The sequence below is a fragment of the Pseudotabrizicola sediminis genome, from assembly GCF_004745575.1.
Taxonomy (GTDB): Bacteria; Pseudomonadota; Alphaproteobacteria; order Rhodobacterales; family Rhodobacteraceae; genus Pseudotabrizicola; species Pseudotabrizicola sediminis.
Genome location: NZ_RPEM01000010.1, coordinates 71,076 through 93,992, shown reverse-complemented (window position 1 = coordinate 93,992; position 22,917 = coordinate 71,076). Strand labels below are relative to the sequence as shown.

Here is a 22,917-nt window from a genome sequence, read left to right as displayed (position 1 = left end):
ATTCCCCCTGCCGTTCCGCTACGCCCCAGCCGGGCTTGCGTTGCCAATAATCTCAGGATAGATATTTTGCAACCGGTTGCAACGGTGACCGTGTCTGGGAGGGCAAAAATGGCAGGAATCGGGATCGGGTTGATCGGCGGCGGCTATATGGGCAAGGCGCATGCGGTGGCCCTTTCTGCCGTGGCCAGCGTATTTGACACGGCGCTGAGGCCAAGTCTGGAAGTCATCGCTGCAAGCAACCCGCAAAGCGCCGAAAACTACCGGGCCTCCTATGGCTTTGCCCGCGCAGCGACCAGCTGGGAGGATCTTGTCGCCGATCCGAAGGTGCAGGCGGTGGTTATCGCCTCGCCCCAGTCCACCCATCGCGAGATTGCGCTCGCGGCCTTTGCGGCCGGAAAGCCTGTGTTTTGCGAAAAACCGCTGGGGGCCTCGCTGGAGGATGCCATCGCCATGACAGCGGCGGCCGACGCGTCGGGCCTGCCCAACATGATCGGTTTCAACTATGTGCGCACGCCCGCCACCCGCTTCGTGCGCCAGTTGCTGGCGACAGGGGCCATCGGCACCGTCACATGGTTTCGCGCCGAACATACCGAGGATTTTCTGGCGGACCCAGACCAGCCCGCCACATGGCGCACCTCCGGTCGGGCCAATGGCACCATGGGCGATCTGTCGCCGCACCCGATCAACCTGACGCTGGCGCTGATGGGCGATGTGGCAGAGCTTTCTGCGCGGATCGAAACGGTGCATGCTACCCGGCCCGGCCCCGATGGCCCGGTGAGCGTTACCAATGACGACCACGCCCAGATGATGCTGCGCTTTGCCTCTGGCGTTATGGGGCATCTGTATGCCAGCCGCACCGCAACGGGCCGCAAGATGGGCTATGCCTACGAAATACACGGCACAAGGGGCGCGATCCGCTTTGATCAGGAAGATCAGAACGCTATCCATCTGTATCGGGCGGAGGGACCGCAGGCCACACGCGGCTTTACCCGCATTTTGACGGGTCCAGAGCATCCGGACTACGGCGCATTCTGTCAGGGGCCGGGGCATGGCACTGGATATCAGGATCAGATCATCATCGAGGCGCGCGATTTTCTGACAGCAATCGCAACCGGAAAACCAGTCTGGCCCACCTTCCGCGACGGACTTGCCGTGGCACAGATCATCGAAACCGCCTTCCGGTCAGCCGCCGACGGGCGCTGGCACGCCGTTCCCAAAACATAAGGACAACCCATGACCATCCGTATCGGCAATGCCCCCTGTTCCTGGGGGGTGGAGTTTGCAGATGACCCCCGCAATCCGGCCTGGCGTCAGGTGCTGGCCGATTGTGCAACCGCTGGCTACACAGGGATCGAACTCGGCCCCATCGGCTTCATGCCCGAAAATCCTGCTATCCTTGGCGAAGCGCTGGAGACCAACGGGCTGGAGTTGATCGGCGGCGTGGTGTTCCGCCCGTTCCATGATCCGGCTAAGTGGGAAGAGGTGTGGGATGCCTCGATCCGCACCTGCAAGGCGCTGACGGCACATGGTGCAAGGCATCTTGTGCTGATCGACAGCATATCGCCACGCCGTGCGCCCACTGCAGGCCGCGCGAATGCGGCCGAGCAGATGGACGCCGCCGAATGGGCCGCCTTTAGAGACCGCATTGCCGCCGTGGCCAGACTGGGGGCCGAGGACTATGGCCTGACCGTCGGCATCCACGCCCATGCTGCAGGCTTCATCGACTTTGAGCCGGAACTGGAGCGTCTGCTGGACGAGGTCGACGAAAGCATTCTGAAGATCTGCTTCGACACAGGCCACCATTCCTATGCGGGCTATGATCCCGTTAGCTTCATGCGCCGCCACATCGGTCGCATTTCCTATATGCATTTCAAGGACATCGATCCGGTGGTGAAGGCCGCCGCCATCACCAAAAGCACCGGGTTCTATGACGCCTGCGGGCAGGGCATTTTTTGCAACCTTGGCAAGGGCGACGTGGATTTTCCGTCGGTTCGCCAGATTTTGCTGGATGCGGGCTATCAGGGCTGGTGCACGGTGGAGCAGGATTGCGACCCCACGCTGGATGTCAGGCCTATCGACGATGCCCGGGTGAACCGGGAATATCTTGAATCCATCGGCTTCAACTGAGGAACCAAAATCATGGCAAAATTGAACTGGGGCATGATCGGCGGCGGCGAGGGCAGCCAGATCGGCCCGGCCCACCGCCTTGGCGCGCTGGCAGACGGGCATTTCATCCTTGCTGCGGGAGCGCTGGACCATCGGGCTGAGGTAGGCCGTGACTACGCGATGCGGCTGGGGGTTGCGCCTGACCGCGCCTACGGCGACTGGCAGGAGATGCTGGCCGGAGAACGGAACCGCGCCGACCGAGTGGAGCTTGTCACCGTCGCCACACCCAACTCGACGCATTTCGAGATCACCAAGGCGTTCCTTGAGGCCGGGTTCAACGTGCTGTGCGAAAAGCCGATGACGGTGACCGTGGAAGAGGGCGAAGAGATTGTCCGCATCGCGGCGAGAACCGGCAAGATCTGCGCGGTGAACTATTGTTACTCCGCCTATCCGATGGTGCGCCAGGCCCGGGCGATGGTGCGGGCGGGCGATATCGGAAAGGTCCGGCTGGTCGTGACCAACTTCAGCCACGGCCATCACGGTGACGCGGCGGATGCCGACAATCCGCGGGTGCGCTGGCGCTATGATCCGGCGATGGCGGGTGTTTCGGGCCAGTTTGCCGATTGCGGCATCCATGCGCTGCACATGGCTTGCTTTATCTGTGACGACGAGGTGGAAAAGCTGTCAGCCGATTTCGCATCGACTGTCTCAGGCCGAGTGCTCGAGGATGACGCCATGGTTAATTTTCGCATGGCGGGCGGCACCGTGGGACGGTTGTGGACGTCGTCGGTCGCGATCGGGCGGCAACATGGCTTTGACATTCAGGTGTTTGGCGAAACCGGCGGTTTTCGCTGGGCATCGGAACAACCAAATCAGTTGATCTACACGCCGGTCGGAGGCCGCACCCAGATCATCGAGAAGGGCGAAGGCGGGCTTTATGATGACGCCAAGCGCTTGTCACGGGTGGCGATTGCGCACCCCGAAGGCTTCCCCCTCGCGGTGGCCAACATTTACTGTGACCTTGCCGATGTTATCCGCGGCACGGAGCGCGATGGGTTGCCGAGCGCATCCAGTGGCGTGCGGTCTATGGCAGCGGTGCACACTGCGGTGGCCTCGGCCAAAGCGGGAGGCGCATGGATGGATGCCCGCCCGCCGATGTTCCGCTAACGAAGCGTGTGCCGCTCGATCACGCGGCAGGGGAAAATACGGTTTTCGGGATGACGGTCGGGCTCCTCGATCGTCATCACCACCAAATCAATGGCTGCTTCGATGATCTGCGCGACTGGCTGGCGGATCGTGGTCAGCCCGATATTCTGCCAGCGCGCCATTTCCATATCGTTCAGTCCGATCAGGCCGACATCGCCGGGCACCGACTGGCCCGCGTCCTGCAAGGCGCTCAGCGCACCGACGGCCAAGAGATCATCTCCGCAAAAATACGCCTCAGCAGGCGGAGAAGCCAGCAAACGCTCCATCTCGGCACGGCCTGCATCGAACGTGTATGCGCTGGCATAGCTGGTGCTTGCCGAGACGTCGGGATGCGCTGCCAACGCGCCCAGAAACCCCATGGCGCGGTCTTGCGTCGAGGTAGCGGCTTCCGGTCCGCCTAGAAATGCCACATGATGGTAACCACGCTGCATCAGCGCCTCTGCCGCCATCCGGCCACAGGCTATGTTGTCAATGCCAACCACGTTCACATCGGGCGATGCCGAGCAGCGCCCGAAGGCATGCACAACCGGTAGCCCGGCGCTCTTGAAAGATGCGGCAAAGCTGGATGGCAAGGTGGAGGAGGCCACGATCACGCCATCGACCGAATATTGCCGCAACATCCGCAAGGAGGCGGCAGCAGAGGTTGCATCGCTGAGATTTACAAGTAGCGGCCGCAAGCCTCGATCTTGCAGGCCACGGGTGAAAAGGTCAAAGACCTCAAGGATCAGCGGATTTTGAAAGTTGTTCACGATCAACCCGATCAACTTGGTGCGCCCGGTGGTAAGGCTGGACGCCAGCGCATTAGGTGCATAACCGAGAGTATTTGCCGCCGCTTCGACCTTGATGCGGGTCTTCGGCGACACTGACGCGCCATCGGTAAACGTGCGCGATACCGCGGATGTCGACACTCCCGCAAGTACGGCCACATCTTTAAGTGTAACTGCCACGCAATGCTCGCCAATTTACCTTCGCCCCCGGAACTATACACAGAATATCCGGCAATAAAGAGCCGAGGACGAAACTATTTGCATTGGTTGCGCTATGCTTCGTTATCGTTGACAAGGCGTGGTGGTCTATTGCTGGACGCATGTCCGCCGCCGCTTCATGAAACGCTTCGAGAGCGATGTCTCCCCAAGAGCCGAAGAGATGCTGCGTCAGATCGTATTCCTTTACCAGATCGACTAGTCCGTGTGGGGCAAAGAGGCGGTCTCGCGCCTTGCCGCCCGGCGTGAACATGCGGCCCAGATCATCGCCGCGCTCAAACCGTGGCTGGAAGCACAGCTCTCGCGCATCCCGCAGAAATCCCTGCTCGCCGAGGATATCCGCAACACCCTGGCACACTGGCCAGGCCTGACCCGCTTCCTCGATGACGGCATGCTGGAACTGGACACCAACCCGGTCGAGAAACAGATCCGTCCAGTTGCCCTAACAAACAAAAACGCTCTTTGCAGGTAACGAAACTGGCGCCGAAAACTGGGCCATGCTCGCCACCCTCCTGCAGACCCGATGGGGTGGACGCCCCCAAACGGCATATTTGTGCCAAAGTGAGTCGTTGAACATCACCTAAGGGAGGCGTCCGTGAAGGAAATTATCACAATTGGACTGGACATCGCGAAGCATGTTTTCCACGCGCACGGAGCTGACGCTGATGGCCGCATGGTCTTCAGTCGGAAGATCCGGCGTGCGAAGCTGCTGGAGTTCTTTGCCTCGCAGCCGCCATGTATGGTTGCACTGGAAGGCTGTGGCGGCGCGCACCATTGGGCCCGTCAGCTTACGCAGCGGGGCCATGACGTTCGGTTGATTCCGCCGGCTTACGTGAAGCCGTTCGTGAAGCGGCAGAAGCACGATGCCGCTGACGCCGAAGCGATTTGTGAGGCAGCACAACGGCCTAGTATGCGCTTTGTAGCAGTTAAGACGAGCAACAGCAGGCCTCAGCCATGATCTTCCGCACCAGGGATCTACTGGTCCGCCAGCGCAGCCAGCTAATCAACGCGCTGCAAGGTCACCTGACTGAGTATGGCTGGGTGGCACCACAAGGCCGCGGGCATGTCGCCATCCTTGCCGATCATTTCGAAGACGAGATGGGGCGGTCGCTGCCTGAGGAAGCACTCGCGATGTTCAAGGTTATGTTGACGACACTTGGTCATCTTGATCAGCAGATCGACGCGTTGGATCACGAGACCAAGAAGCGCGCACGTGAAGACGAAGTTGCGCGGCGGCTCATGACGATCCCAGGCATCGGGCCGATTGCGGCGACAGCCATCGCTGCCTTGGCGCCTCTGCCCGAGCACTTCAAGCGCGCGCGGGATTTTGCGGCCTGGCTGGGGCTTACACCGCGGCAAATGTCGACTGGTGGCAAGCAGAAACTGGGCTCTATCTCCAAAATGGGCGAGCGGACATTACGACGGCTGCTCATAATCGGCAGCAGCGCCGTCGTGCTGCGTGCTAACCGCCGAGGTGCAGCCTCCAGCTCTTGGTTGGACCGCATGCTCGCGCGCAAGGCACGCATGCTGGTCATCGTCGCGCAAGCCAACAAGACAGCTCGGATCGTATGGGCGGTGTTGATGAAGAAGGAGGACTTAGGGCTCCGGTGGCAGCGGCGGCATAACGCTAAAACTGCGCCAGAGGCTGTCGGGGACGTAGGAGGTCGAAGGAAAGCGGGGCACAACAGTCGGCGAGACGGGGTCGAACAAACCAGAATCTTGCAATGTGCCACGAGCACGCAAAACCTGATCTGGCTTCGATCCGCGAACTCCCATGCAGGCCAGCGGCCATAACGCCGCAATCACAGGCCGGACAGATGACAGCATCCGACTACGAACCCATCTGCACTTTACACTTGAGCCGCCGCGCCATCATCATGGTTTCGCTGTGAATTGCCCCCATCTGCACCGCCAACAGGCTTTCCAGTTCGTCGCGGGGCTGCACCGCCCGGACAACCGACAGCAGGAAGTTGCTTGCGCCTTGGTCGGTCTTGCGGCCCTGCGCCCCGATGGTCGCAATCTGGCCCGTCACCCCGGCGAAAAAATGCGGGTCACAGGTTGCCATATCGACCATCAAGAGAATTGCAGCTAGGTCCGGTTCTTCGCGGCTGTATCGGATAACCACCGCACCATCTTTGAATTCAACGTCCATTTCCGGCCCATTCGCGCGCGCGCGCGACTTCGCGGCCACCTTGGCAACTTTGGCCTTTTGCGGTTCGGACAAGCCCTTGAATGCCGCTTGCATGGCAGTACACCCACCGGGCCGAAGACACTTGCCGGAAGGAGCAGCATCGGCGAAGCGCAACGGCTACGATGGGCTCTGCACCGCAATTGAAAAGCTTTGCCGTGTAGCTAGGTGTTTGATCCCACGGTTTAATGGTGCGATCCTTTCTTTGGAATGGAAGGATGCCCTATGGGACAAGTTCGTCACGGCAGCGCCACGACCACGCACGCCGTCAGAGCAGCAATACAGCGATCGCAAGCTTCGCTCGCGCAACTGAGCCGGGAGTTGGGCATTAATCCCAAGACCGTGGCGAAGTGGCGCAAGCGCGCGACGGTCGAGGATATGGAGACTGGTCCTTCGGAGCCACGATCCACCGTTCTGACCGAGGCGGAGGAGGCGATGGTCGTAGCATTCCGGCACCATACGCTGCTGCCATTGGACGATTGCCTTTACGCCCTGCAGCCGTCCATCCCCCACCTGACGCGATCTGCGCTGCACCGCTGCCTGCAGCGGCATGGCATCTCGCGCTTGCGGGCGAAAAAGGGGGGCCTGACGATCAGCGCGGGCGTCAGATCGGGCGCACGAAAGGCGGGTTGAACACCAAGCTGCACGCCGTCACCGACGCGAAGGGTCGTCCGCTGCGGTTCTTCATTACGGCGGGCCAGGTCAGCGACTACACCGGCGCGGCGGCTCTGCTGGGCAGCCTGCCCGCCGCCGAATGGCTGATCGCAGATCGGAGATACGACGCGGACTGGTTCCGGGAAGCGTTGAAAGACAAGGGGATAAAGCCATGCATCCCAGGCCGGAAGTCGCGCAGCAAAGCTATCCGTTACGACAAGCGCCGCTACAAACGGCGCAATCGCCTCGAGATCATGTTCGGCAGGCTCAAGGACTGACGCCGCGTCGCTACACGATACGACAGATGTGCGAAGACCTTCCTCTCCGCCGTCGCACTCGCCGCAACCGTCATGTTCTGGCTTTGACAATCAATGAGATGCTGTAACGGGGCCTGCGTCGCGATTCGTCCGTTACTGTTGCCAAACCGACGGCAAGCTGGCGCCATTCCCGTATTGGATCCATCGGGAGGACTGCGGGATGAAACTGTTTGTCGGACTGGACGTGTCGCTGGAGAAGACCGCGATCTGCGTGATCAACGAGCATGGGAAGATCGTGAGGGAGGCGCAGGCGGCCAGCGAGCCGGAAGCGCTGACACGGTGGATGAGGGAGCTGGACGGCACCATCGCCGCTATCGGTCTTGAAGCCGGCCCCCTGTCGCAATGGTTGCACCGCGGGCTGACCGAAGCGGGACTGGACGTCGTGCTGATGGAGACCCGGCAGGTGAAGGGGGCGCTGAAAGCCATGCCGATCAAGACCGATCGTCGGGACGCCGAGGGTATTGCGCGCCTGCTTCACCTCGGCTGGTTCCGGCCGGTCCACTGCAAGTCCGTCTCGGCGCAAGAAGTTCGCGCCGTGCTTGGTGCCCGCAAGGCCGTGCAACAAGGCTTTATTGCCTTGGAAATGTCTCTGCGCGGGCTCTTGCGAAACTTTGGGCTCAAGGTCGATGCCATCTCTCGGGGGCGGTTCGAGCAGCGCATCCGTGAACTGGTAGCAGGCAATCCCATGCTGTTGGCAGCGACGGGACCGCTGCTCCGCGCGCGGTCCTTTTTACGGCAGGAACTGGCGGGACTGGAGCGCCGTGTTCGCCAACTGGCCCAGGATGATCCCGTTTGCCATCGGCTGATGTCGATGCCGGGGGTCGGCGCGGTTGTCGCTCTGACCTACCGATCAGCCGTCGACGATCCCTCCAGGTTCACGTCCTCGAAGAAGGAGGGGCCATGGGTTGGCCTGACGCCCTCGCGAAACCAGTCTGGGGAGCGCGACGTCTCGGGCGGGATCACCAAGGCGGGCGATGTCAGCCTGCGCCGTGCGCTCTGCCAGGCCGCGACCGTCATGATGCATCGTGGACGTTCGACTTGGCTGAGAACATGGGTAGCCCAGATCGCTCGCCGTCGCGGTGCGAAACGCGCCATGGTCGCCTTGGCGCGGCGCATCGGGGTGATCCTTCACCGGATGTGGATGGATGATACCGCGTTCCGGTCGGACCTGGTCGTGCCTCATGCGGCCTGACGACCCAGGTTCCCAACCGCTGCCTGTCTGAGCGCAGGCCTTCGAGGTCCCCCAGGGACGCGGTTCCGATGATGCCGTGGTCCAGACTGTGGCCGATCACCTTCGAGCACGCCTATGAGATGGGCACATCGGAATTGCATTGAACCAGCATCATGTTGGCGGCCATCGCGCCGACCACGGACCGAAGCATGCACCCGGGATGATCTCACACGAAGGCGGCAGTGATGGCAGGGCGGCCACAACGATCCGATGTCAAAACCGCACCCCTGCGGCCGATCTCGCGTGCGCAAAACCACTTGACTGGTACGGCCCCATTACCGAAGTCTGGAACCTAGACACCTTCTCCGCCTCCGGCGCGCTCTTGCGTAATGTACCCCGGCCGGGCAGCGTGGCCTCGGTCGCCGTCGTTGCCTACGGCCGGGACCACGACGCCCGGATCGACGTCCAGGACGTGGGTTTCTACTGACCGTCAAGGCCATCGTGCCGCGATTGTCGCAGGCAGCTCAATCCAGATCACGGTGAGGGCAGTACACCCGCGTAGACGGCAAGGCCCGTCACGAATGCCATGAATGTGGCGCCCAGTTGCACAAGGGCAATACGCTCGCGCATTCCCTTGCCCTCGCCAGCACTTTGATTGCCACGGTTCGACCATTTCTGTTTGGACAAATGAAAGATCATGTAGATCTTCACGCCCGCGTTGATGAACTGGTTGAAATACAGGATAAACGGCCAGGACAGATCGGGCTTTCGGGCGTAGGTGAACAGGAAGGTCGAAAGGACAAGTCGCGACGCCACCAGCCAAATCAACACATTCCAGATGTAGATCGGGTCGATGATTGTGGCAAAGATCGCCATGACCGGGCTGACCATCATCGTCCACATCGCAATGCGCTGGTCCACGATGCACCACCAGATGAAGAACGGCATGGCGCGCGGACCAAGGGCGATGGCTCGGGCACCGTTGCGCAGCATATTGCCCGACCAGCGGCGAAAGTTCTGCACCATTCGGTCCATGCCAGAACCCTTGATGACCTCGATCGTGTAAACCGTGGCATCCGGGACATAGATCATCTTCGCCTTCTTCGACAGCAGATGGTACCAGGTCGACTTGTCATCGCCAGACAGGAACCGGAACCGGCCCCAAAGCCAGTGGTCCAGGTGGTCGGCCTCAATGGTGCGGATGAACTTCGGGTCCACGATGTAGCGGGCGCGAAACATGCTCATGCGGCCGGTTAGGGTCAGCACGCGATCTGAGACTGCGTGGGATTGCATGGCGAGCCTCCGCTGGGCAAACCGCATCTCCAGCCATGCGCCGATCCAGCGCGGGCCATAGCACATGACCTCTTCATCCGTGGTCAGGGCCTGCAACTCAGGGTCCGCGCCAAACATCGACAGGGTCTTTTCCATGACGTCGCCGCCATAGACCGCGTCCCCATCCATGAAGATCACAAGATCGTCAGGGTCCACGCCCCGTCGCGCCATGCCGCGCAGAATCAAACCAATGGCCATGCGCTTGCCGGGCTGGTTCTGGCGGACAAAGGTCAGATCCATCAGGCCTGCGGGCAGGTCGGCGCCGTGCATTTCCACATATTCGCGGATGATAAGTTCGTCATAGGAGGAACCGGTGCCGATCCAGAGCGAGACCGGGATTCCCTCGCGCCGGACCTGTTGCAGAATCGAGCCGATGACCGCGCGGGTGATTGCCGGTTCTTCGTAGTAGGTGGTCATCTGGATATGCACACGGCGTGGACGCCAGCCTGCTGCCCAAAGCGCAGAAGCTGCCCGCCGCATCGGCGGCCATTTAAGGCGGCGGTAATACTCTGCGCGCATCGCGTGGGTGAACCACCAGCCAAAGCGCCAGGTGCCAAGAACGCCAAGGGCAATCGTGATATGGCGCAGGTCGGGATCAAAGAAGCGGTTCGGGGTGAGGGTCGCAAGGGTCGCGATGACAGCCCAAAGTGCTGCAAAATGGACAAGGAAGCGCGGCGTCCATTTGGCCAGACCGCGAGGGGCCGGGCGGCGCAGTTCTGATAGCCAAGCATTCAGGTGCTTTGAAAAGGCGTAGTCGCCATGCGGGGCCTCCATCTCAATCCCCGATCCCGAACCAACGCTGCGCAAGATCGCGGTGCAGACGGACCTCGACTGCGGCATTGTGGGGCAAAAGCGCCCGGGTGTCGGCCAAGGTCAGACCCGCCAACTCCAGATGAACAACCAGACCGTAAGCATCTGGGCGCATCGGGTCGGTCCCGGCCTCTATTGCGGTCACGGTCGCAGCAGCAGTGCGTGTCTCGCCCGACACCGAGTAGCGGACGCTTGCGCGCATGCCCTGCCAGACATGGGCCGCCTCTGACGCGTCAAGCCAGCCGAGGACACGGCGCGGGGCATCCGTCTCGAATACCAAGAGCGGCGTGCCAACACGCTGATATGCCGCTTGTGCCACCAGAACCCGATCGACGCGCCCCGATGCGGGGGCAAGCACTTCAAGAGCACGGGCCCTGTCGCGCAGACGCCCGCGCTCGGCACGCAGGGCGCGCAGTTCCAGTGCGATCATGCGCGCGTCCTGTTCAAGTCGCTGCCGAATGTCGTGAAAGTCGCCAGGCAAAACCGAGACGCCTGCATCGAATTGATCCGGATCAGCCGCCGCGGCCCGGGCGGCTGCCCGCCCCGCCAGATGAGCGTTCTGACGGGCTTCGACATCGGCAAGCCGCCGTTCTGCCTGCGTGATCAGACCACGGACATCGGCCAGTCCCGCATCCGCCTCGGGATCGGTCATGAGGATCAAAAGCGCACCTGCCGTCACTGCCGTCTGATCGGCCGCCACGATCTGGGCAACAAAGCCTGCATTGGGGGCTGCCAATTCGACATAGGGGGCGACGTATCGCGCGTTTGACAAAGGTACATGGTCAAGCCGTTTCCAGACCAGAGAACCAAGGTAGCCACCAACTACGGCCAGCAGCAGGGTATAGTAGACAAGGTTCCAGACCACCCGCAGCGCGCGCGGCTTGACCTTTGCCATACCGACGGCCTTTTCCTCGTCGGTTTCGCCCATCGGGACCAGATCCACGGGCGTATCAAGAGCTGTGATCACCTCATCCGTCGCGGCCATCTTGCCGGTCATCAGGTTGCGGTAGAACAAGCCGAGTGCTTCACGCTGGCGGCCCGTTAGGCCCTCAAAGGCCCAGAACGTGCCGTCCGCAGATGGGTTCAACAGGACGGGAAATCCGACTTCGATCCCCTGGAACGGGATCATCAGCCGGGCGTCGGTCAGGTCTTCGCCGGTCAGAATCGCGTCGCGGATTCCAGAGAGCGACCATTTGCGTGCCGTCAGCCGTCGACCGTCAGGCAATGTCAGGATGAGCGGTGCAATCACGTGGGCTTCTGTATCGGGGGCGGGGCGCTCGTGGTCGATCCGCACACCAGACGAACCCGGAACAGCGCCAGCTGCCTGCGTTCTGACTGTCGATGTGGTCTCTCTTTTCACGTCAAAGCCCCTTTTTCCGATGCTCCTTGAATACCCGTGACCCGCTACGAAAGCATGGCCGCAGGGGGATTGGCTTAACGTGCGGATGGTGATCGCCCCTACCCGGATGGATAGGGGGCTCAGGTCGTGAGGAACAAGTTGCGCCCGTTACTGCGAGCCGCGTCTGACCGCATGGGACCATGGCGGCAAACATCGTTGATGCCGGTCTCCAGGCAAAACCGGGTAATCGCGCCAATCGTCCGTGCAGTCAGACTGCCATTGATCTGTCCGCCAGAATGACCCGTGTCGCACAATGCCGCCTGCACTATCATGATGTAATCATTAGGGTAAGCCCAGGCCAACCGGGCAAGTGCCTGGTCGTTTCCGGCCAGCGCTTCGGCGCGCCTCAAGTCCCGCGCGCGTTCGCGCTGCGAATCAAGCGGTCGCCCCATCATCAGTGACTCTGCCATCGCAAAGAAAGCCGGGCGGTATCCCTCTTCCACAAGGTCGAACAGGAGGGTTGCGCCTCTTGTCGGGTCGGTTGCTGGAGACGGTTTATCGCTCAATGCCAGTGCCCGGCGAAAGCGGGCATATGCGTGCCCATCGGCTGCAGCGATCTCGTACAGGCGCACGGCTTCGGACAAATCAGGTTCAGCACCAAGCCCTGTTTCCAACGCGCGGGCCAGAGATGCGATGGACGAGATGTGCCCGGCTTCGGCCCCGAGGCGCAACAGCCGGACGCCCTCGACCGGATCGGCAGCCACGCCTTCAACGCGCATCAGGGCACCCGCCAATTGATAGCGCGCGCGCGGATGGCCTTGTGCCTCGGCCAGCTGCCAATGCTGCACTGACAGTCCAAATCTGTTGTCTTGCGCCAGCATGCGCGCAAGCGACAGTTGTGCGCGCAAATCACTGGCGTCGGCACGGCGAGCCAGATCAGACTCCGCCTCAGCCACAACCGCAACGGCGGAACCGGCACGCGTTTCAGCGATTGCCGGAGCAGTTGCCGCAATTGCAGAAAGAATTACGGAGAAAACCAGAGTGGAAGAGCTGGACCGGAACATCATTTCGCTTCCCTGTTTTGGATCACGGCGGCGACGCGGGCCGTGTGCACGGCCAAAGCGTCGGGGTTTCCACGCGTTTCCACATTAAGCCGCAAAAGCGGTTCAGTGTTGGACGCCCGTAGATTCAGTCGCCAGTCGGCAAATTGCATCGACAACCCGTCGAGCCGGTTCGTATCCAAAGCGAGGTGGCCAAACGCGGCCTCGACACGGGCAACGGCCGCATCGGTCTCTGCCACACGAAAGTTGATCTCGCCCGAGGACGGGAAGGCCGTGCGGGCACCGGCAACCAATTCAGCAAGGCGCAATCCGCTGCGGCCCATCAGTTCGGCAATCAAGAGCCAAGGGATCATGCCGCTGTCACAGGCCATGAAGTCGCGGAAATAGTGATGGGCCGACATCTCGCCGCCATAGACGGCACCGGTGTCGCGCAGCGCCTGCTTGAGGAACGCATGTCCGGTACGCGAAGGCTGCGCCCGCCCGCCTGCCGCTGCGACGATGGCTTCGGTATTCCAGACCACACGCGGGTCATGGACAATGGTCGCGCCAGGCTCTTTCGCGAGGAATACCTGTGCCAAGAGACCCACGACATATTCACCGGGTACAAACTGGCCCAGGTGGTCAAAGAAAAAGCAGCGGTCAAAGTCGCCGTCCCATGCCACGCCCAGATCCGCACCTGCGGCCACGACCGCTTCTGCGGTCATCGGTTGGTTTTCGGGTAGCAGCGGGTTCGGGATACCATTCGGAAAGCTGCCATCCGGCGCATGATGCATGCGGACAAACCGCAAGGGTGCGCCGCGCGCGACAAGCGCCTTGGCGATGGCGTCAAAGGTCGGCCCCGCCGCGCCATTGCCTGCGTTGACCAGGATCGTCATCGGCCGCAGCGTCGAAGCGTCGACGAAGGACACGACACGTTCAACATAAGCCGCGCGCGCGCGGCTTGCGTCGACCACAACACCACCCGCCCGGCGCGGGGCAAAAGCCCCGCTTTCAGCCAAAGCACGGACCGCCACCATGTCGGTGGCCGGGTCAAGCGGGGCCGAGCCACGGCCAACCATCTTCATCCCGTTGTAATCCATCGGGTTGTGCGATGCCGTCACCTCGATCCCACCACAGGCATCAAGATGCGTGGTGGCAAAATACATCTCTTCAGTGCCGCAAAGGCCAAGGTCGCAGACCTCAACCCCCGCCCCCAGCAGCCCGTCAATCACCGCAGCCATCAGCGTTTCCGACGATGCGCGGCAGTCGCGCCCCACCACCACACGGCGTGCGCCCAGCGTTTCAGCGAAAGCCCGGCCAATCCGGCAAGCGATGTCGGCATTCAGTTCGGCCCCAAGAAGGCCCCGGATGTCGTAGGCCTTGAAGCAGGTCATTGAGGGATGTGGCAGCGGGCGATGGGTGGTCATGTCAACTATCCTTTGCGGTGGGCATGAGTCTGGGACCATGAAATAGCAAAAGCCCTTCAGTGATTGCAGCCGAGCATCAGAAGCGTCGGCTGCGCGGATGGAGATACCTCCTATCCGTTCGGATTGACCTCTTGCGCAAAGGTCCGGTTCCGGCATCCCGCCGCGTTGTAGCCGACAGGCACCACAGCATGGCAAAAGGCTGGCAACAGTTGACCCGCCTGGAAGGACCATCGCCATGACCCCGATTAATCCCGTTCTGCTCTGCGGCGGCTCCGGCACCCGCCTGTGGCCGATGTCCCGCAAGTCGATGCCAAAGCAATTCAGCCGCCTTCTTGGCGATGAAACGCTGTACCAGTCAGCCCTGACGCGGCTGTCGGGGTTCGGCTGGGCTGCCCCGGTCGTCGTGACCGCCGATGCCTATCTGGAGATGGCGCGGGATCAGGCGCGGTCTGTGGGTGTGGCCCCTGCCTGCCTGATGGTAGAGCCTTCGGCGCGGAACACCGCCCCCGCCATCCTGGCCGCCGCCCTGCATCTGCTCGAAAAGGATCCGCAGGCATTGATGCTGGTCGCCCCGTCCGATCACGCCATCCCGGATGCCGACGCCTTTCGCGCCGCAGTTTCTGCGGGAACGGCGGCAGCACTTGAGGGCAGGATCGTGACCTTCGGGATTCACCCGACACGCGCGGAAACCGGCTATGGCTGGCTTGAACTGGGCGAGGCTCCCGGCGATTTCCGGCCACGTCCGCTTGCCCTGAAGCGCTTTGTCGAAAAGCCCAAGGCAGCGCAGGCTCACGCAATGCTGGCTGCCGGAACCTATCTGTGGAACGCGGGCATCTTTCTGGCCACCGCAAGGACGCTTGTTGATGCGTTCCGCGCCCATGCGGGCCACCTGCTGCTCCCGGTGCAGGCTGCGGTTCTTGATGCAATGAAAGATCAGAATATCGTGCATCTCGCGGCAGAGGCATGGAACCGGGCCGAAGACATCTCGGTCGACTTCGCGGTGATGGAGCGGGCGACGAACCTTTGTGTCGTCCCCTTCGCCGCTGGCTGGTCGGACCTGGGCGATTGGGACGCAATCTGGCGCGAAACCGCGACAGAGGCGGATGGCATGATCACGACTGGGGACGTGACCGCCATCGGCTGCGAGGACAGTCTGCTCAGGTCCGACACCCCGGGCGTGGAACTGGTCGGCATCGGATTGACCGACATGATCGTGGTAGCAATGGGCGACGCGATCCTTGTCGCGCACAAAAGCCGGGTGCAGGAGGTGAAAGAGGCGGTTGCGAGGCTGAAAGCCCGCAGCGCAGTGCAGGCCGAAGGGTTCGCCCCGATAGCAACCGCACAAGATGCTTACCGCGGACCCTATCTTTTCGCTGCCGAGTGATCGGCAAGGACGGCCCGGATGCAGTTTCCGCTCCCCCTATCCAATCGGGTAGGGGGACACTCCGGCTGCGCGCTGTGGCCAGTCTTTTCATTGTGCTAGTCTCAACCATGTGGAGGCATCAATGCTCATTGCAACAGCACAATCCCGCGCCAGCGACCTTGTCAGCGCGGTTAACGATCTGGCCGGATCACTGGCAATCGTCGCCCGTGGAATGCCCGACTTCGTGGCGCTTCATTTCGGTGTCGGCACGGCTCCCGCGGGACTTCACGCCGCGGCGGTTGCGCGTTTTGGAACTGTGGCCCTGCATGGCGGGTCTTCCTGTCTTGGCATCATGACGCAAGACGGCGTGAACATCGCCAGCGGCGCAGGGCTGGGGGCCTTGGCAATCTGGGATGCGGCGGGCAGTTACGGCACCGGGTCCTGCGACCTTGGCACTGACGCGGGCGATGCGGCGCAGCGGGCAACACAGGCCGCCCTTGCCAGCGCCGGACGCCAGGGAGAGATCCCTGATCTGATCTGGCTGACAGTCGCGCCCGGACGCGAGGAACAGGTCCTCGATGGCATTCGCGCGGTGATCGGCAACGAGACCCCAATCGTCGGCGGCAGTTCGGCTGACAATGATGTCAGCGGAAACTGGGCGCAGTTCGGGCCAATTCAGTGCCACAGCGACGGGGTCGTTGTGTCCGTCCTCTTTCCGTCAACGAGGATCGCGTCGGCCTATCAAAGCGGCTATGCTCCGACAGGCGACAGCGGCGTCGTGACGCGAGTTGACGGACGCCGCCTGTTCGAGATCGACGGCGAACCCGCAGCATCGGTCTATCACGGCTGGACCGGCAATGCGGTGCCGGTAGCGGGCAAAGCGCCCCTGTCGATCCTTGCCGCCGCAACGCTGTGGCCACTTGGCCGGGTAGAGCGGCAAATCGCTGGCGTGCCCTTTCATCTGCTTGCACATCCCGCCGTAGCCAATCCCGACGGCTCGCTCGATCTTTTCGCCGATGTGGCGCTGGGGGATCGACTTTGGCAAATGCAGGGGTCTGCTGACAGCCTGGTCGCGCGGGCAGGACGGGTGGCACGGCAGGCGCGTGATGATGCCGCCGGTGGCATTGCCGGTGCGTTGGTCGTCTATTGCGGGGGCTGCATGCTGGCAGTGCGTGATCGCATGGATGAGGTACAGCAAGGAATAAACACTGCACTTGGCGATGCGCCGTGGCTTGGGGTATTCACGTTCGGAGAACAAGGCATTCCTGCGGGAGGCGTCGCAAAACATGGAAACCTCATGATTTCGTGCACTGTATTCGGGCTTGGGTCATGAAGGGCCTCGTCTTTGTCGAATTGGTGGCCATGGCCGAGGACGCCTTTGGCGAAGACGTCATCGATATGGTCATTGATCGCGCCAACCTCCCATCGGGCGGGGCCTACACTGCCGTCGGCAATTACCCCTGCGACGAGTTGATGACCCTTGTTTGCGGCTTTTCTCAGCACAGCGGCATACCCGGACCTGCATTGCAGCGCCTGTTTGGCCATTGGATGATGAACAGCTTTGTAAAGCATTACCCGGATTTCTTTGTCGGGCGGAGTGGCAGCCTCGATATGCTGGCCGCGATCGAGAATGAAATACACGTCGAGGTCCGCAAGCTTTATCCCGACGCCGACCTGCCGCACTTTGATGTTGTGCGTGCGGACGACGAAACGATGCAGATGACCTATCGCTCTCCGCGCCCGCTGGCCGATTTCTGCCACGGGCTGATCGAGGGATGTGTGACCCATTTCGGCGAAACCGCCGTGATTGAACGCAATGACCGCGTGACCGGGGGAAGAAACGAAGCCGATTTCAACATCCGCATCGGCGCCAAGACATGATGGAAGGGCAAGGCGAAAAGCCTGTTGCCCGGGCGCGATATGAGCGAGAAAAGCTGGCCAGAACCGAAGCCGAAGCCCTTCTGGAAACCAAAAGCCGCGAACTTTATGAAGCAAACCAGCGTCTGATCCTTGAAACCGAAGCGGTCCGCGCTGCGTTGTCTGAAACCGAGGCCGTGCGCGTCCGCGAGGCTGCGGCCCTGCGCGAACGATCCATTCTGTCCGAGGCACTGGCCGCACTGTCAGGCAAGTCGGGTGCAACCGAGGCGATGCAGGCGTTGCTGGACGTTCTGCAGCGCGAGTTTGCGATCTTTGACGCCTGTTTTGTCCAGGCCGCGGGCAGCGAGGTCCGGATCGCTGCGGCGGCGAAGACCGAACACGCTGATCTTTTGCTGCCGGTTAAGGCAAGCCTGCTGGCCCGCCCGCGCCGTCTTTCGGGCTTTGCATCTCTAGCAGACGGTAAGGCGTTGCCTGGGCAGACGGGCAAATATGCCTCTGTCATTCTTGCGCCGTTCCTGATGCCCGGCGAAGGCACAAGTGCGCTGCTGCTGGGGTGTCAGAAGGCTGGGCGCTTTTCGGCGGCTGACCTTCGTCTCCTCGAACGTGTCGCAACTTTTGCTGTCCAAAGCCTGATCGCTTTGCGTGAGGCGCGACGCAATGCGCTTCTGGTTTCGTTGATCGAGGGGGGCAATGTCGACGAAGCCCAGACCGGCGTTCTTGATGCCCCGCTGGAGGCCGTGCACCGCGCGTTTTCCCGACTGACCGACATGCAGGGCGAGGTTGTCGGCATCCTTGACAACCTGCTTGGGGCACCCTTGGCCGACGCCGATACTGCGATCGATGCAGCACTGGCGAGGATGGGCACGCTGACCCGGACCGACCGAGTTTATGTCTTTCGCCTGCGCACCGCAAAGGCGCTCATCGACAACACCCACGAATGGTGCGCCCCGGGCATCGAGCCCGCACGGGAGATGCTGCAGGACATCCCCGCAGAGATGATCGACCACTGGCGCGCGGAGTTCGATGCAGGCCGCGAGGTGCTTATTCCCGATGTGCTCGCGCTGCCCGACACGGCACCCGAGAAAGCCATCCTGCTGGAGCAGGGTATCCGTTCGCTTCTGGCGGTTCCCATGATGCAGGATGGCATCTTCCGCGGCTTTGTCGGTTATGATGCCGTGCGCGCCAAGCGCAGCTTCCTGCCCGGAGAGGTGCATCTTGTCCGTTCGGTCGCCAAGGTTATCGCATCGGTTCTGGGACGGCGCGCTGCCGAGGCGGCACTGGTCGCGGCCCATGCCGAAACGGCCGCCCAGCGCGCGCAACTGTCGTCAGTGCTTTCGGCCATGCCCGATCTGGTCGTTGAACTTGATTGCGCAGGTCGGTTTGTCACTTGGCATTCCGGTGCCATCATTGTGCCCGACGCACTTGGCGAAACCTTTGCTGGGTGCTCACTCGAAGAAGTTTTGCCGCCTGACCTCGCCGCAGAGGCGCGAAAGGTTATTTCCGAGATTGATGCAGGTCGCAGGCCGGAGGCGCGCAGCTTCCCCTTCGCGCTGACAGCGGAATTGGAACGCTGGTGGCAACTGTCCGCTGCGGCCATGGGGGACCAAGGCTACCTTTTCGTTCTGCGTGACGTCACCCTTGCGCGCGAACAAACCGCCGAGATCGAGCGCCTTTCGGAGATTGCCCGACGCACCACAAACCTTGTTGTGGTGACTGACGCCGCGCGGCGCATCGAATGGGTGAATGAAGCCTTTGAGCGGACCACGGGATGGCGGCTGGATGAGATAGAGGGGCGGAACGCAGGAAGCTTCCTGCAGTGCGATCAGACCGATCCCGAAACCGTTGCACGCCTGCGCGCCGCTTTGGACAAGGGACAAGCCGTACAGACCGAGATCCTGAACCAGACACGCGCAGGGCAGCAGTACTGGGTGGCGCTGGATGTTCAGCCCCTGCACGACATTTCCGGCCAGTTGCGGGGTTTCATGGCGGTGGAAACCGACGTGACCGAGCGGCGGATACAGGCCGAAGCCTTGCAGCGGTCGGCAAACGCCGCAGCCCTTGCCCGCGCGACGCTGGAAGCCGCCGTGAGTGCCTTGCAGGACGGCTTTGTCCTGTTTGACGCGGATGACCGGCTGGTCATCTGCAACGACCGCTATCGCGAGATTTATCCGCGCTCTGCCGCAGCCATCACACCCGGCGCAACCTATGAGGACATTCTGCGTGCGGGTTTGGCCGGCGGCGAATATTCTGATGCCCTTGGGCAAGAAGAGGCCTGGCTTTCCGACCGCATCGAACGCCACCGCGCGCCCTATAGCGAATTCGAGCAGCAGTTAAGCAATGGTACTTGGCTGCGCTTTTTCGAAAAGGCCACACCCGATGGCGGCCGTGTGGGTCTGCGCGTCGATATAACAGCGCTGAAACTGGCCGAACAACGCGCGCTGGGCGACCGCTCGGCGGCGATGGAGGCCAGTCAGGACGGCATCGCCATCACTGACGCGCAAGGGACCTACCTTTACATGAATCGCGCGCATCTGGCGATGTTCGGGTTCGCGACCGAGGCAGAGGTAATCGGCAAGCCGTGGTCGGTGGTCTACGGGCCGGACGAGGCGGCATGGATGCAGGCCAACGCCATGCCGCGCCTGTTTGCCGAAGGGCGATGGACGGGCGAGATTCTGGGCCGGACCAGAGATGGACAGCCGGTTGATCAGGATGTGTCGCTGACCCTTAAAGAGGACGGCGGCATTTTGTGCATCTCCCGCGACGTCAGTGCTCGTCGCAGGGAAAACTCCGAACGCGAACGGCTGCGCGATGAACTGCACCTTGCCCAGCGACGCGAGGCCGTGGGCCAGATGGCAGCGGGCCTCGCACATGATTTCAACAACTTGCTTGCCACCATTGCGGGCAGCGCGTCGCTGATCGAGGCCGCCGCCGAACCCGGCAGTCTGGCGGCCGCAGGTGCTGGCCGGATCGAGGCCGCTACCAATCAGGCCGCCGGTCTGGTCAAACGCCTGCTGGCGATGGGTGCCCGCCCTGCCGACCGCAAGGCGCTTGACCTGCGCCAGCCCGTTCGCGAGGCGGCCGATCTTGCACGCGCCAGCCTGAAGGCGCCTCACCGCCTGACGCTGTCACTGCCGCCCGAGCCGATCGAAATCACGGTTGACCCGACAGACATCCTGCAAGTCGTTCTGAACCTTGTGATCAACGCCCGCGATGCCATGGGAACCCGGTCTGGCGAAATCGCGGTCACGCTGAACAATGCCATGGCACCTGATCTTGTCGGTCCGTTTGCGGTGGGGATGATTGATGCCGGGCGGCCCCATGTCTGCCTCAGCATCGAAGATACCGGCCCGGGAATGGAACCCGACCTCGCGGCCCGTGTGTTCCAGCCCTATGTCTCGACCAAAGGCGACAAGGGCACCGGGCTGGGACTTGCCATCGTCTCGTCGGTGGTCACGACGAATGGTGGCGCGGTTCGTCTGGAAACCAAGCCGGGCAATGGCACACGATTTGTCGTTCTTTGGCCGATTAGTCAGGATGCGCCTGCGACCGCCTGCGCGCCTGTCGAAGGATTGACCGGCAGACTTGATGGGCGGACGATCCTTGTGGTGGACGACCAGAAAGACCTGCTGGACGTGCTGACAGCCTTGTTGGAAGCAGCAGGTGCCGAGGTCGCGCCCTCGACCGAACCAGGCGACATCCTTGCGGCAATAGAAGGCGATCCCGCCGCTTGGGACCTGGTCATCACCGATTTCGATATGCCGGGCATGAACGGGGCCGCGCTTGCTGACAGAGTTCGCGCCCTTGCCCCCCATGTGCCCGTGATCCTTGTGACTGCCCTTGCAGGGGTTGCTGGCCGTGCCGGTGCGCAGTTCGATGCCGTTCTGGCAAAACCCGTGGATCGCACGGCGCTTGTTATGGCGGCGGAAACGGCCATACTGCGTTCAAAATACAAGGTGTAGTGCCATGCGCGTATTGATTGCCGACGACCATGATCTTTTACGTGACACGCTCGAATTGTGGTTCCGGCAGGAAAAGATCGACGTTACCCCTGTGCGTGACCTCCCTTCGGCGATGACGGCAGTGGCCGCTGCCGAACCGTTCGATCTGATCCTGCTGGATTACGGCATGCCGGGCATGAACGGGCTTGACGGCCTGAAGATCGCGCTGACCGACGGCAAGGGTGCCCGCGTAGCCCTGATGTCGGGGACAGCCCCACGCGAAGTCGCCGAGCAGGCGTTGGACATGGGGGCGGCAGGCTTTCTGCCCAAGACATTGCCCGCAAAATCGTTGGTCAACGCCGTACGCTTCATGGCGATGGGAGAACAATACGCCCCCATCGACTTCATGACCGCAGCGCCAGAGGTAACGCCCGTCAACGCGCTGGCCGAAAAACTCTCACCCCGCGAATTGCAGGTGCTTCAGGGCCTGTGCGAGGGCAAGGCCAACAAGGAAATCGCCCGCGACCTTGGCATTCAGGAACCGACGGTCAAGCTGCACATGAAGACCCTCTACCGCAAGATCGGCGCCCACAACCGCACGCAGGCCGCCATGACCGCTAAGGAGGCGGGGTTATTCTGAGGGCGGAATTCCGGAAATATCGATAGCGAAGAGCCCCTTGTCAAAGGCCATCGAGATCGCCGCGGAATCAAAAGCTATCCTTCTGCATGTCGACCGTACGGTGGGCTTCGATACCACTTTGCGATTAGATGAATTTTGCGGCGACAGCCTTATGAAGGGGAAGATGGGTATTGCCCCGATGCTTTTGGTGCTGTCGATGGAACTGGCAATGAAAGCTTGGATCACAAGGGATCAGACCATGAAGTCCGTTCCAAAGTCGCATGATTTGCTGGCCCTGTTCCGCAAGACATCGACAGCCACGCAACGGCGGTTGATCGCGGGCGGGGTATGAACGGGAGTGTGCGTATCCCAATCCAGCTGGGCTGATGATGCAGTGTAGATTTGAAGATCTTCTCGACAGTGCAAGGCATGCGTTTGTTCAATGGCGGTACATCCATGAACTGGAAACTGCGCGTTTCAGCACCATTAAATTCATTGCCGCCATCCACATGATCCTCGCTGAATTCGAATCTGGGATTGTTGTGA

16 protein-coding genes and 4 pseudogenes are annotated in these 22,917 nt (G+C 61.8%); 14 read left to right on the top strand and 6 right to left on the bottom strand.

Going from position 1 to position 22,917, the window contains the following annotated elements; all coding sequences use genetic code 11:
* Positions 1-108 precede the first annotated feature (108 nt).
* From EEB11_RS15035 to EEB11_RS15025, 3 genes are read left to right on the top strand one after another with little or no spacing between them, the layout of a single operon-like run.
* Positions 109-1,224, top strand: a complete 1,116-nt coding sequence (locus EEB11_RS15035) for a Gfo/Idh/MocA family protein (RefSeq protein ID WP_135432683.1) — start codon at positions 109-111, stop codon at positions 1,222-1,224.
* 9 nt (positions 1,225-1,233) lie between these two features.
* Positions 1,234-2,127 carry a TIM barrel protein gene (locus tag EEB11_RS15030; protein ID WP_135432682.1) on the top strand — a complete coding sequence of 298 codons (894 nt, stop codon included), beginning with the start codon at positions 1,234-1,236 and terminating at the stop codon, positions 2,125-2,127.
* Positions 2,128-2,139: 12 nt separating this feature from the next.
* Positions 2,140-3,273 carry a Gfo/Idh/MocA family protein gene (locus EEB11_RS15025; RefSeq protein ID WP_135432681.1) on the top strand — a complete coding sequence of 378 codons (1,134 nt, stop codon included), beginning with the start codon at positions 2,140-2,142 and terminating at the stop codon, positions 3,271-3,273.
* Here EEB11_RS15025 and EEB11_RS15020 read toward each other — a convergent pair.
* Complete coding sequence (locus EEB11_RS15020) at positions 3,270-4,259, bottom strand: LacI family DNA-binding transcriptional regulator (protein ID WP_135432673.1); 990 nt, start codon at positions 4,257-4,259, stop codon at positions 3,270-3,272. The two genes, EEB11_RS15025 and EEB11_RS15020, sit on opposite strands and share 4 nt — an antisense overlap.
* 157 nt (positions 4,260-4,416) lie before the next feature.
* Here EEB11_RS15020 and EEB11_RS19795 point away from each other — a divergent pair.
* Both EEB11_RS19795 and EEB11_RS15010 read left to right on the top strand, forming a co-directional pair.
* Positions 4,417-4,767, top strand: a pseudogene (locus tag EEB11_RS19795) (IS66 family transposase).
* A gap of 123 nt (positions 4,768-4,890) precedes the next feature.
* Positions 4,891-5,920, top strand: a pseudogene (locus EEB11_RS15010) (IS110 family RNA-guided transposase).
* Positions 5,921-6,126: 206 nt separating this feature from the next.
* On the opposite strand, the gene EEB11_RS15005 reads toward EEB11_RS15010, so the two are convergent.
* The gene (locus tag EEB11_RS15005; RefSeq protein ID WP_135432671.1) at positions 6,127-6,540 is read right to left on the bottom strand and encodes a hypothetical protein; all 414 of its coding nucleotides are present in this window, start codon (positions 6,538-6,540) and stop codon (positions 6,127-6,129) included.
* Positions 6,541-6,708: 168 nt separating this feature from the next.
* Between EEB11_RS15005 and EEB11_RS20475 the strand changes: the two are divergent.
* From EEB11_RS20475 to EEB11_RS14990, 3 genes and pseudogenes are all read left to right on the top strand, one after another.
* A pseudogene (locus EEB11_RS20475) lies at positions 6,709-7,057 on the top strand (transposase); the annotation flags it as partial.
* A pseudogene (locus EEB11_RS20470) lies at positions 7,044-7,502 on the top strand (IS5 family transposase); the annotation flags it as partial. The pseudogenes EEB11_RS20475 and EEB11_RS20470, both read left to right, overlap by 14 nt.
* Before the next feature lie 112 nt (positions 7,503-7,614).
* Positions 7,615-8,646, top strand: coding sequence for an IS110 family RNA-guided transposase (locus EEB11_RS14990; protein WP_135432669.1), 1,032 nt, complete (start codon positions 7,615-7,617; stop codon positions 8,644-8,646).
* Between the two features lie 513 nt (positions 8,647-9,159).
* On the opposite strand, the gene EEB11_RS14980 is transcribed toward EEB11_RS14990, so the two are convergent.
* The 4 genes from EEB11_RS14980 to EEB11_RS14965 form a co-directional block, all read right to left on the bottom strand.
* A complete protein-coding gene (locus EEB11_RS14980) occupies positions 9,160-10,731 on the bottom strand; it encodes a glycosyltransferase (protein WP_135432667.1) in 1,572 nt (523 codons plus the stop codon).
* 1 nt (position 10,732) lies between these two features.
* The gene (locus EEB11_RS14975) at positions 10,733-12,016 is read right to left on the bottom strand and encodes an HlyD family secretion protein (RefSeq protein ID WP_135432665.1); all 1,284 of its coding nucleotides are present in this window, start codon (positions 12,014-12,016) and stop codon (positions 10,733-10,735) included.
* Between the two features lie 230 nt (positions 12,017-12,246).
* Positions 12,247-13,170 carry a tetratricopeptide repeat protein gene (locus EEB11_RS14970; RefSeq protein WP_210134434.1) on the bottom strand — a complete coding sequence of 308 codons (924 nt, stop codon included), beginning with the start codon at positions 13,168-13,170 and terminating at the stop codon, positions 12,247-12,249.
* Positions 13,170-14,573, bottom strand: coding sequence for a phosphohexomutase domain-containing protein (locus tag EEB11_RS14965; RefSeq protein WP_135432661.1), 1,404 nt, complete (start codon positions 14,571-14,573; stop codon positions 13,170-13,172). Before EEB11_RS14965 ends, EEB11_RS14970 begins: the two co-directional genes overlap by 1 nt.
* 235 nt (positions 14,574-14,808) lie before the next feature.
* Between EEB11_RS14965 and EEB11_RS14960 the strand changes: the two genes are divergently transcribed.
* The 6 genes from EEB11_RS14960 to EEB11_RS14935 all read left to right on the top strand — a co-directional run bounded on the left by EEB11_RS14960 (position 14,809) and on the right by EEB11_RS14935 (position 22,723).
* Positions 14,809-15,957, top strand: a complete 1,149-nt coding sequence (locus EEB11_RS14960) for a mannose-1-phosphate guanylyltransferase (RefSeq protein WP_135432659.1) — start codon at positions 14,809-14,811, stop codon at positions 15,955-15,957.
* Between the two features lie 121 nt (positions 15,958-16,078).
* On the top strand, positions 16,079-17,269 hold the full coding sequence (locus EEB11_RS14955) for an FIST signal transduction protein (protein WP_135432658.1): 1,191 nt from the start codon (positions 16,079-16,081) through the stop codon (positions 17,267-17,269).
* Positions 17,266-17,817: a heme NO-binding domain-containing protein gene (locus tag EEB11_RS14950; protein WP_135432656.1), complete on the top strand. Its 552-nt coding sequence runs from the start codon at positions 17,266-17,268 to the stop codon at positions 17,815-17,817. The genes EEB11_RS14955 and EEB11_RS14950 overlap by 4 nt, the downstream gene beginning before the upstream one ends.
* Positions 17,814-21,773 (top strand): PAS domain S-box protein, encoded by a 3,960-nt coding sequence (locus EEB11_RS14945; RefSeq protein ID WP_135432654.1) that lies wholly within the window; start codon positions 17,814-17,816, stop codon positions 21,771-21,773. The genes EEB11_RS14950 and EEB11_RS14945 overlap by 4 nt, the downstream gene beginning before the upstream one ends.
* 4 nt (positions 21,774-21,777) lie before the next feature.
* A complete protein-coding gene (locus EEB11_RS14940) occupies positions 21,778-22,392 on the top strand; it encodes a response regulator transcription factor (RefSeq protein WP_135432652.1) in 615 nt (204 codons plus the stop codon).
* 37 nt (positions 22,393-22,429) lie between these two features.
* The gene (locus EEB11_RS14935) at positions 22,430-22,723 is read left to right on the top strand and encodes a hypothetical protein (RefSeq protein ID WP_135432650.1); all 294 of its coding nucleotides are present in this window, start codon (positions 22,430-22,432) and stop codon (positions 22,721-22,723) included.
* The last annotated feature ends 194 nt before the right edge of the window (positions 22,724-22,917 follow it).

What these genes read in the sequence shown, in the direction of transcription:
- EEB11_RS15035 (WP_135432683.1), top strand. Translation starts at nt 109, where the DNA reads ATGGCAGGAATCGGGATCGGGTTGATCGGCGGCGGCTATATGGGCAAG.
- EEB11_RS15030 (WP_135432682.1), top strand. Translation starts at nt 1,234, where the DNA reads ATGACCATCCGTATCGGCAATGCCCCCTGTTCCTGGGGGGTGGAGTTT.
- EEB11_RS15025 (WP_135432681.1), top strand. Translation starts at nt 2,140, where the DNA reads ATGGCAAAATTGAACTGGGGCATGATCGGCGGCGGCGAGGGCAGCCAG.
- EEB11_RS15005 (WP_135432671.1), bottom strand. Translation starts at nt 6,540, where the DNA reads ATGCAAGCGGCATTCAAGGGCTTGTCCGAACCGCAAAAGGCCAAAGTT.
- EEB11_RS14990 (WP_135432669.1), top strand. Translation starts at nt 7,615, where the DNA reads ATGAAACTGTTTGTCGGACTGGACGTGTCGCTGGAGAAGACCGCGATC.
- EEB11_RS14980 (WP_135432667.1), bottom strand. Translation starts at nt 10,731, where the DNA reads ATGGAGGCCCCGCATGGCGACTACGCCTTTTCAAAGCACCTGAATGCT.
- EEB11_RS14970 (WP_210134434.1), bottom strand. Translation starts at nt 13,170, where the DNA reads ATGTTCCGGTCCAGCTCTTCCACTCTGGTTTTCTCCGTAATTCTTTCT.
- EEB11_RS14965 (WP_135432661.1), bottom strand. Translation starts at nt 14,573, where the DNA reads ATGACCACCCATCGCCCGCTGCCACATCCCTCAATGACCTGCTTCAAG.
- EEB11_RS14960 (WP_135432659.1), top strand. Translation starts at nt 14,809, where the DNA reads ATGACCCCGATTAATCCCGTTCTGCTCTGCGGCGGCTCCGGCACCCGC.
- EEB11_RS14955 (WP_135432658.1), top strand. Translation starts at nt 16,079, where the DNA reads ATGCTCATTGCAACAGCACAATCCCGCGCCAGCGACCTTGTCAGCGCG.
- EEB11_RS14950 (WP_135432656.1), top strand. Translation starts at nt 17,266, where the DNA reads ATGAAGGGCCTCGTCTTTGTCGAATTGGTGGCCATGGCCGAGGACGCC.
- EEB11_RS14945 (WP_135432654.1), top strand. Translation starts at nt 17,814, where the DNA reads ATGATGGAAGGGCAAGGCGAAAAGCCTGTTGCCCGGGCGCGATATGAG.
- EEB11_RS14940 (WP_135432652.1), top strand. Translation starts at nt 21,778, where the DNA reads ATGCGCGTATTGATTGCCGACGACCATGATCTTTTACGTGACACGCTC.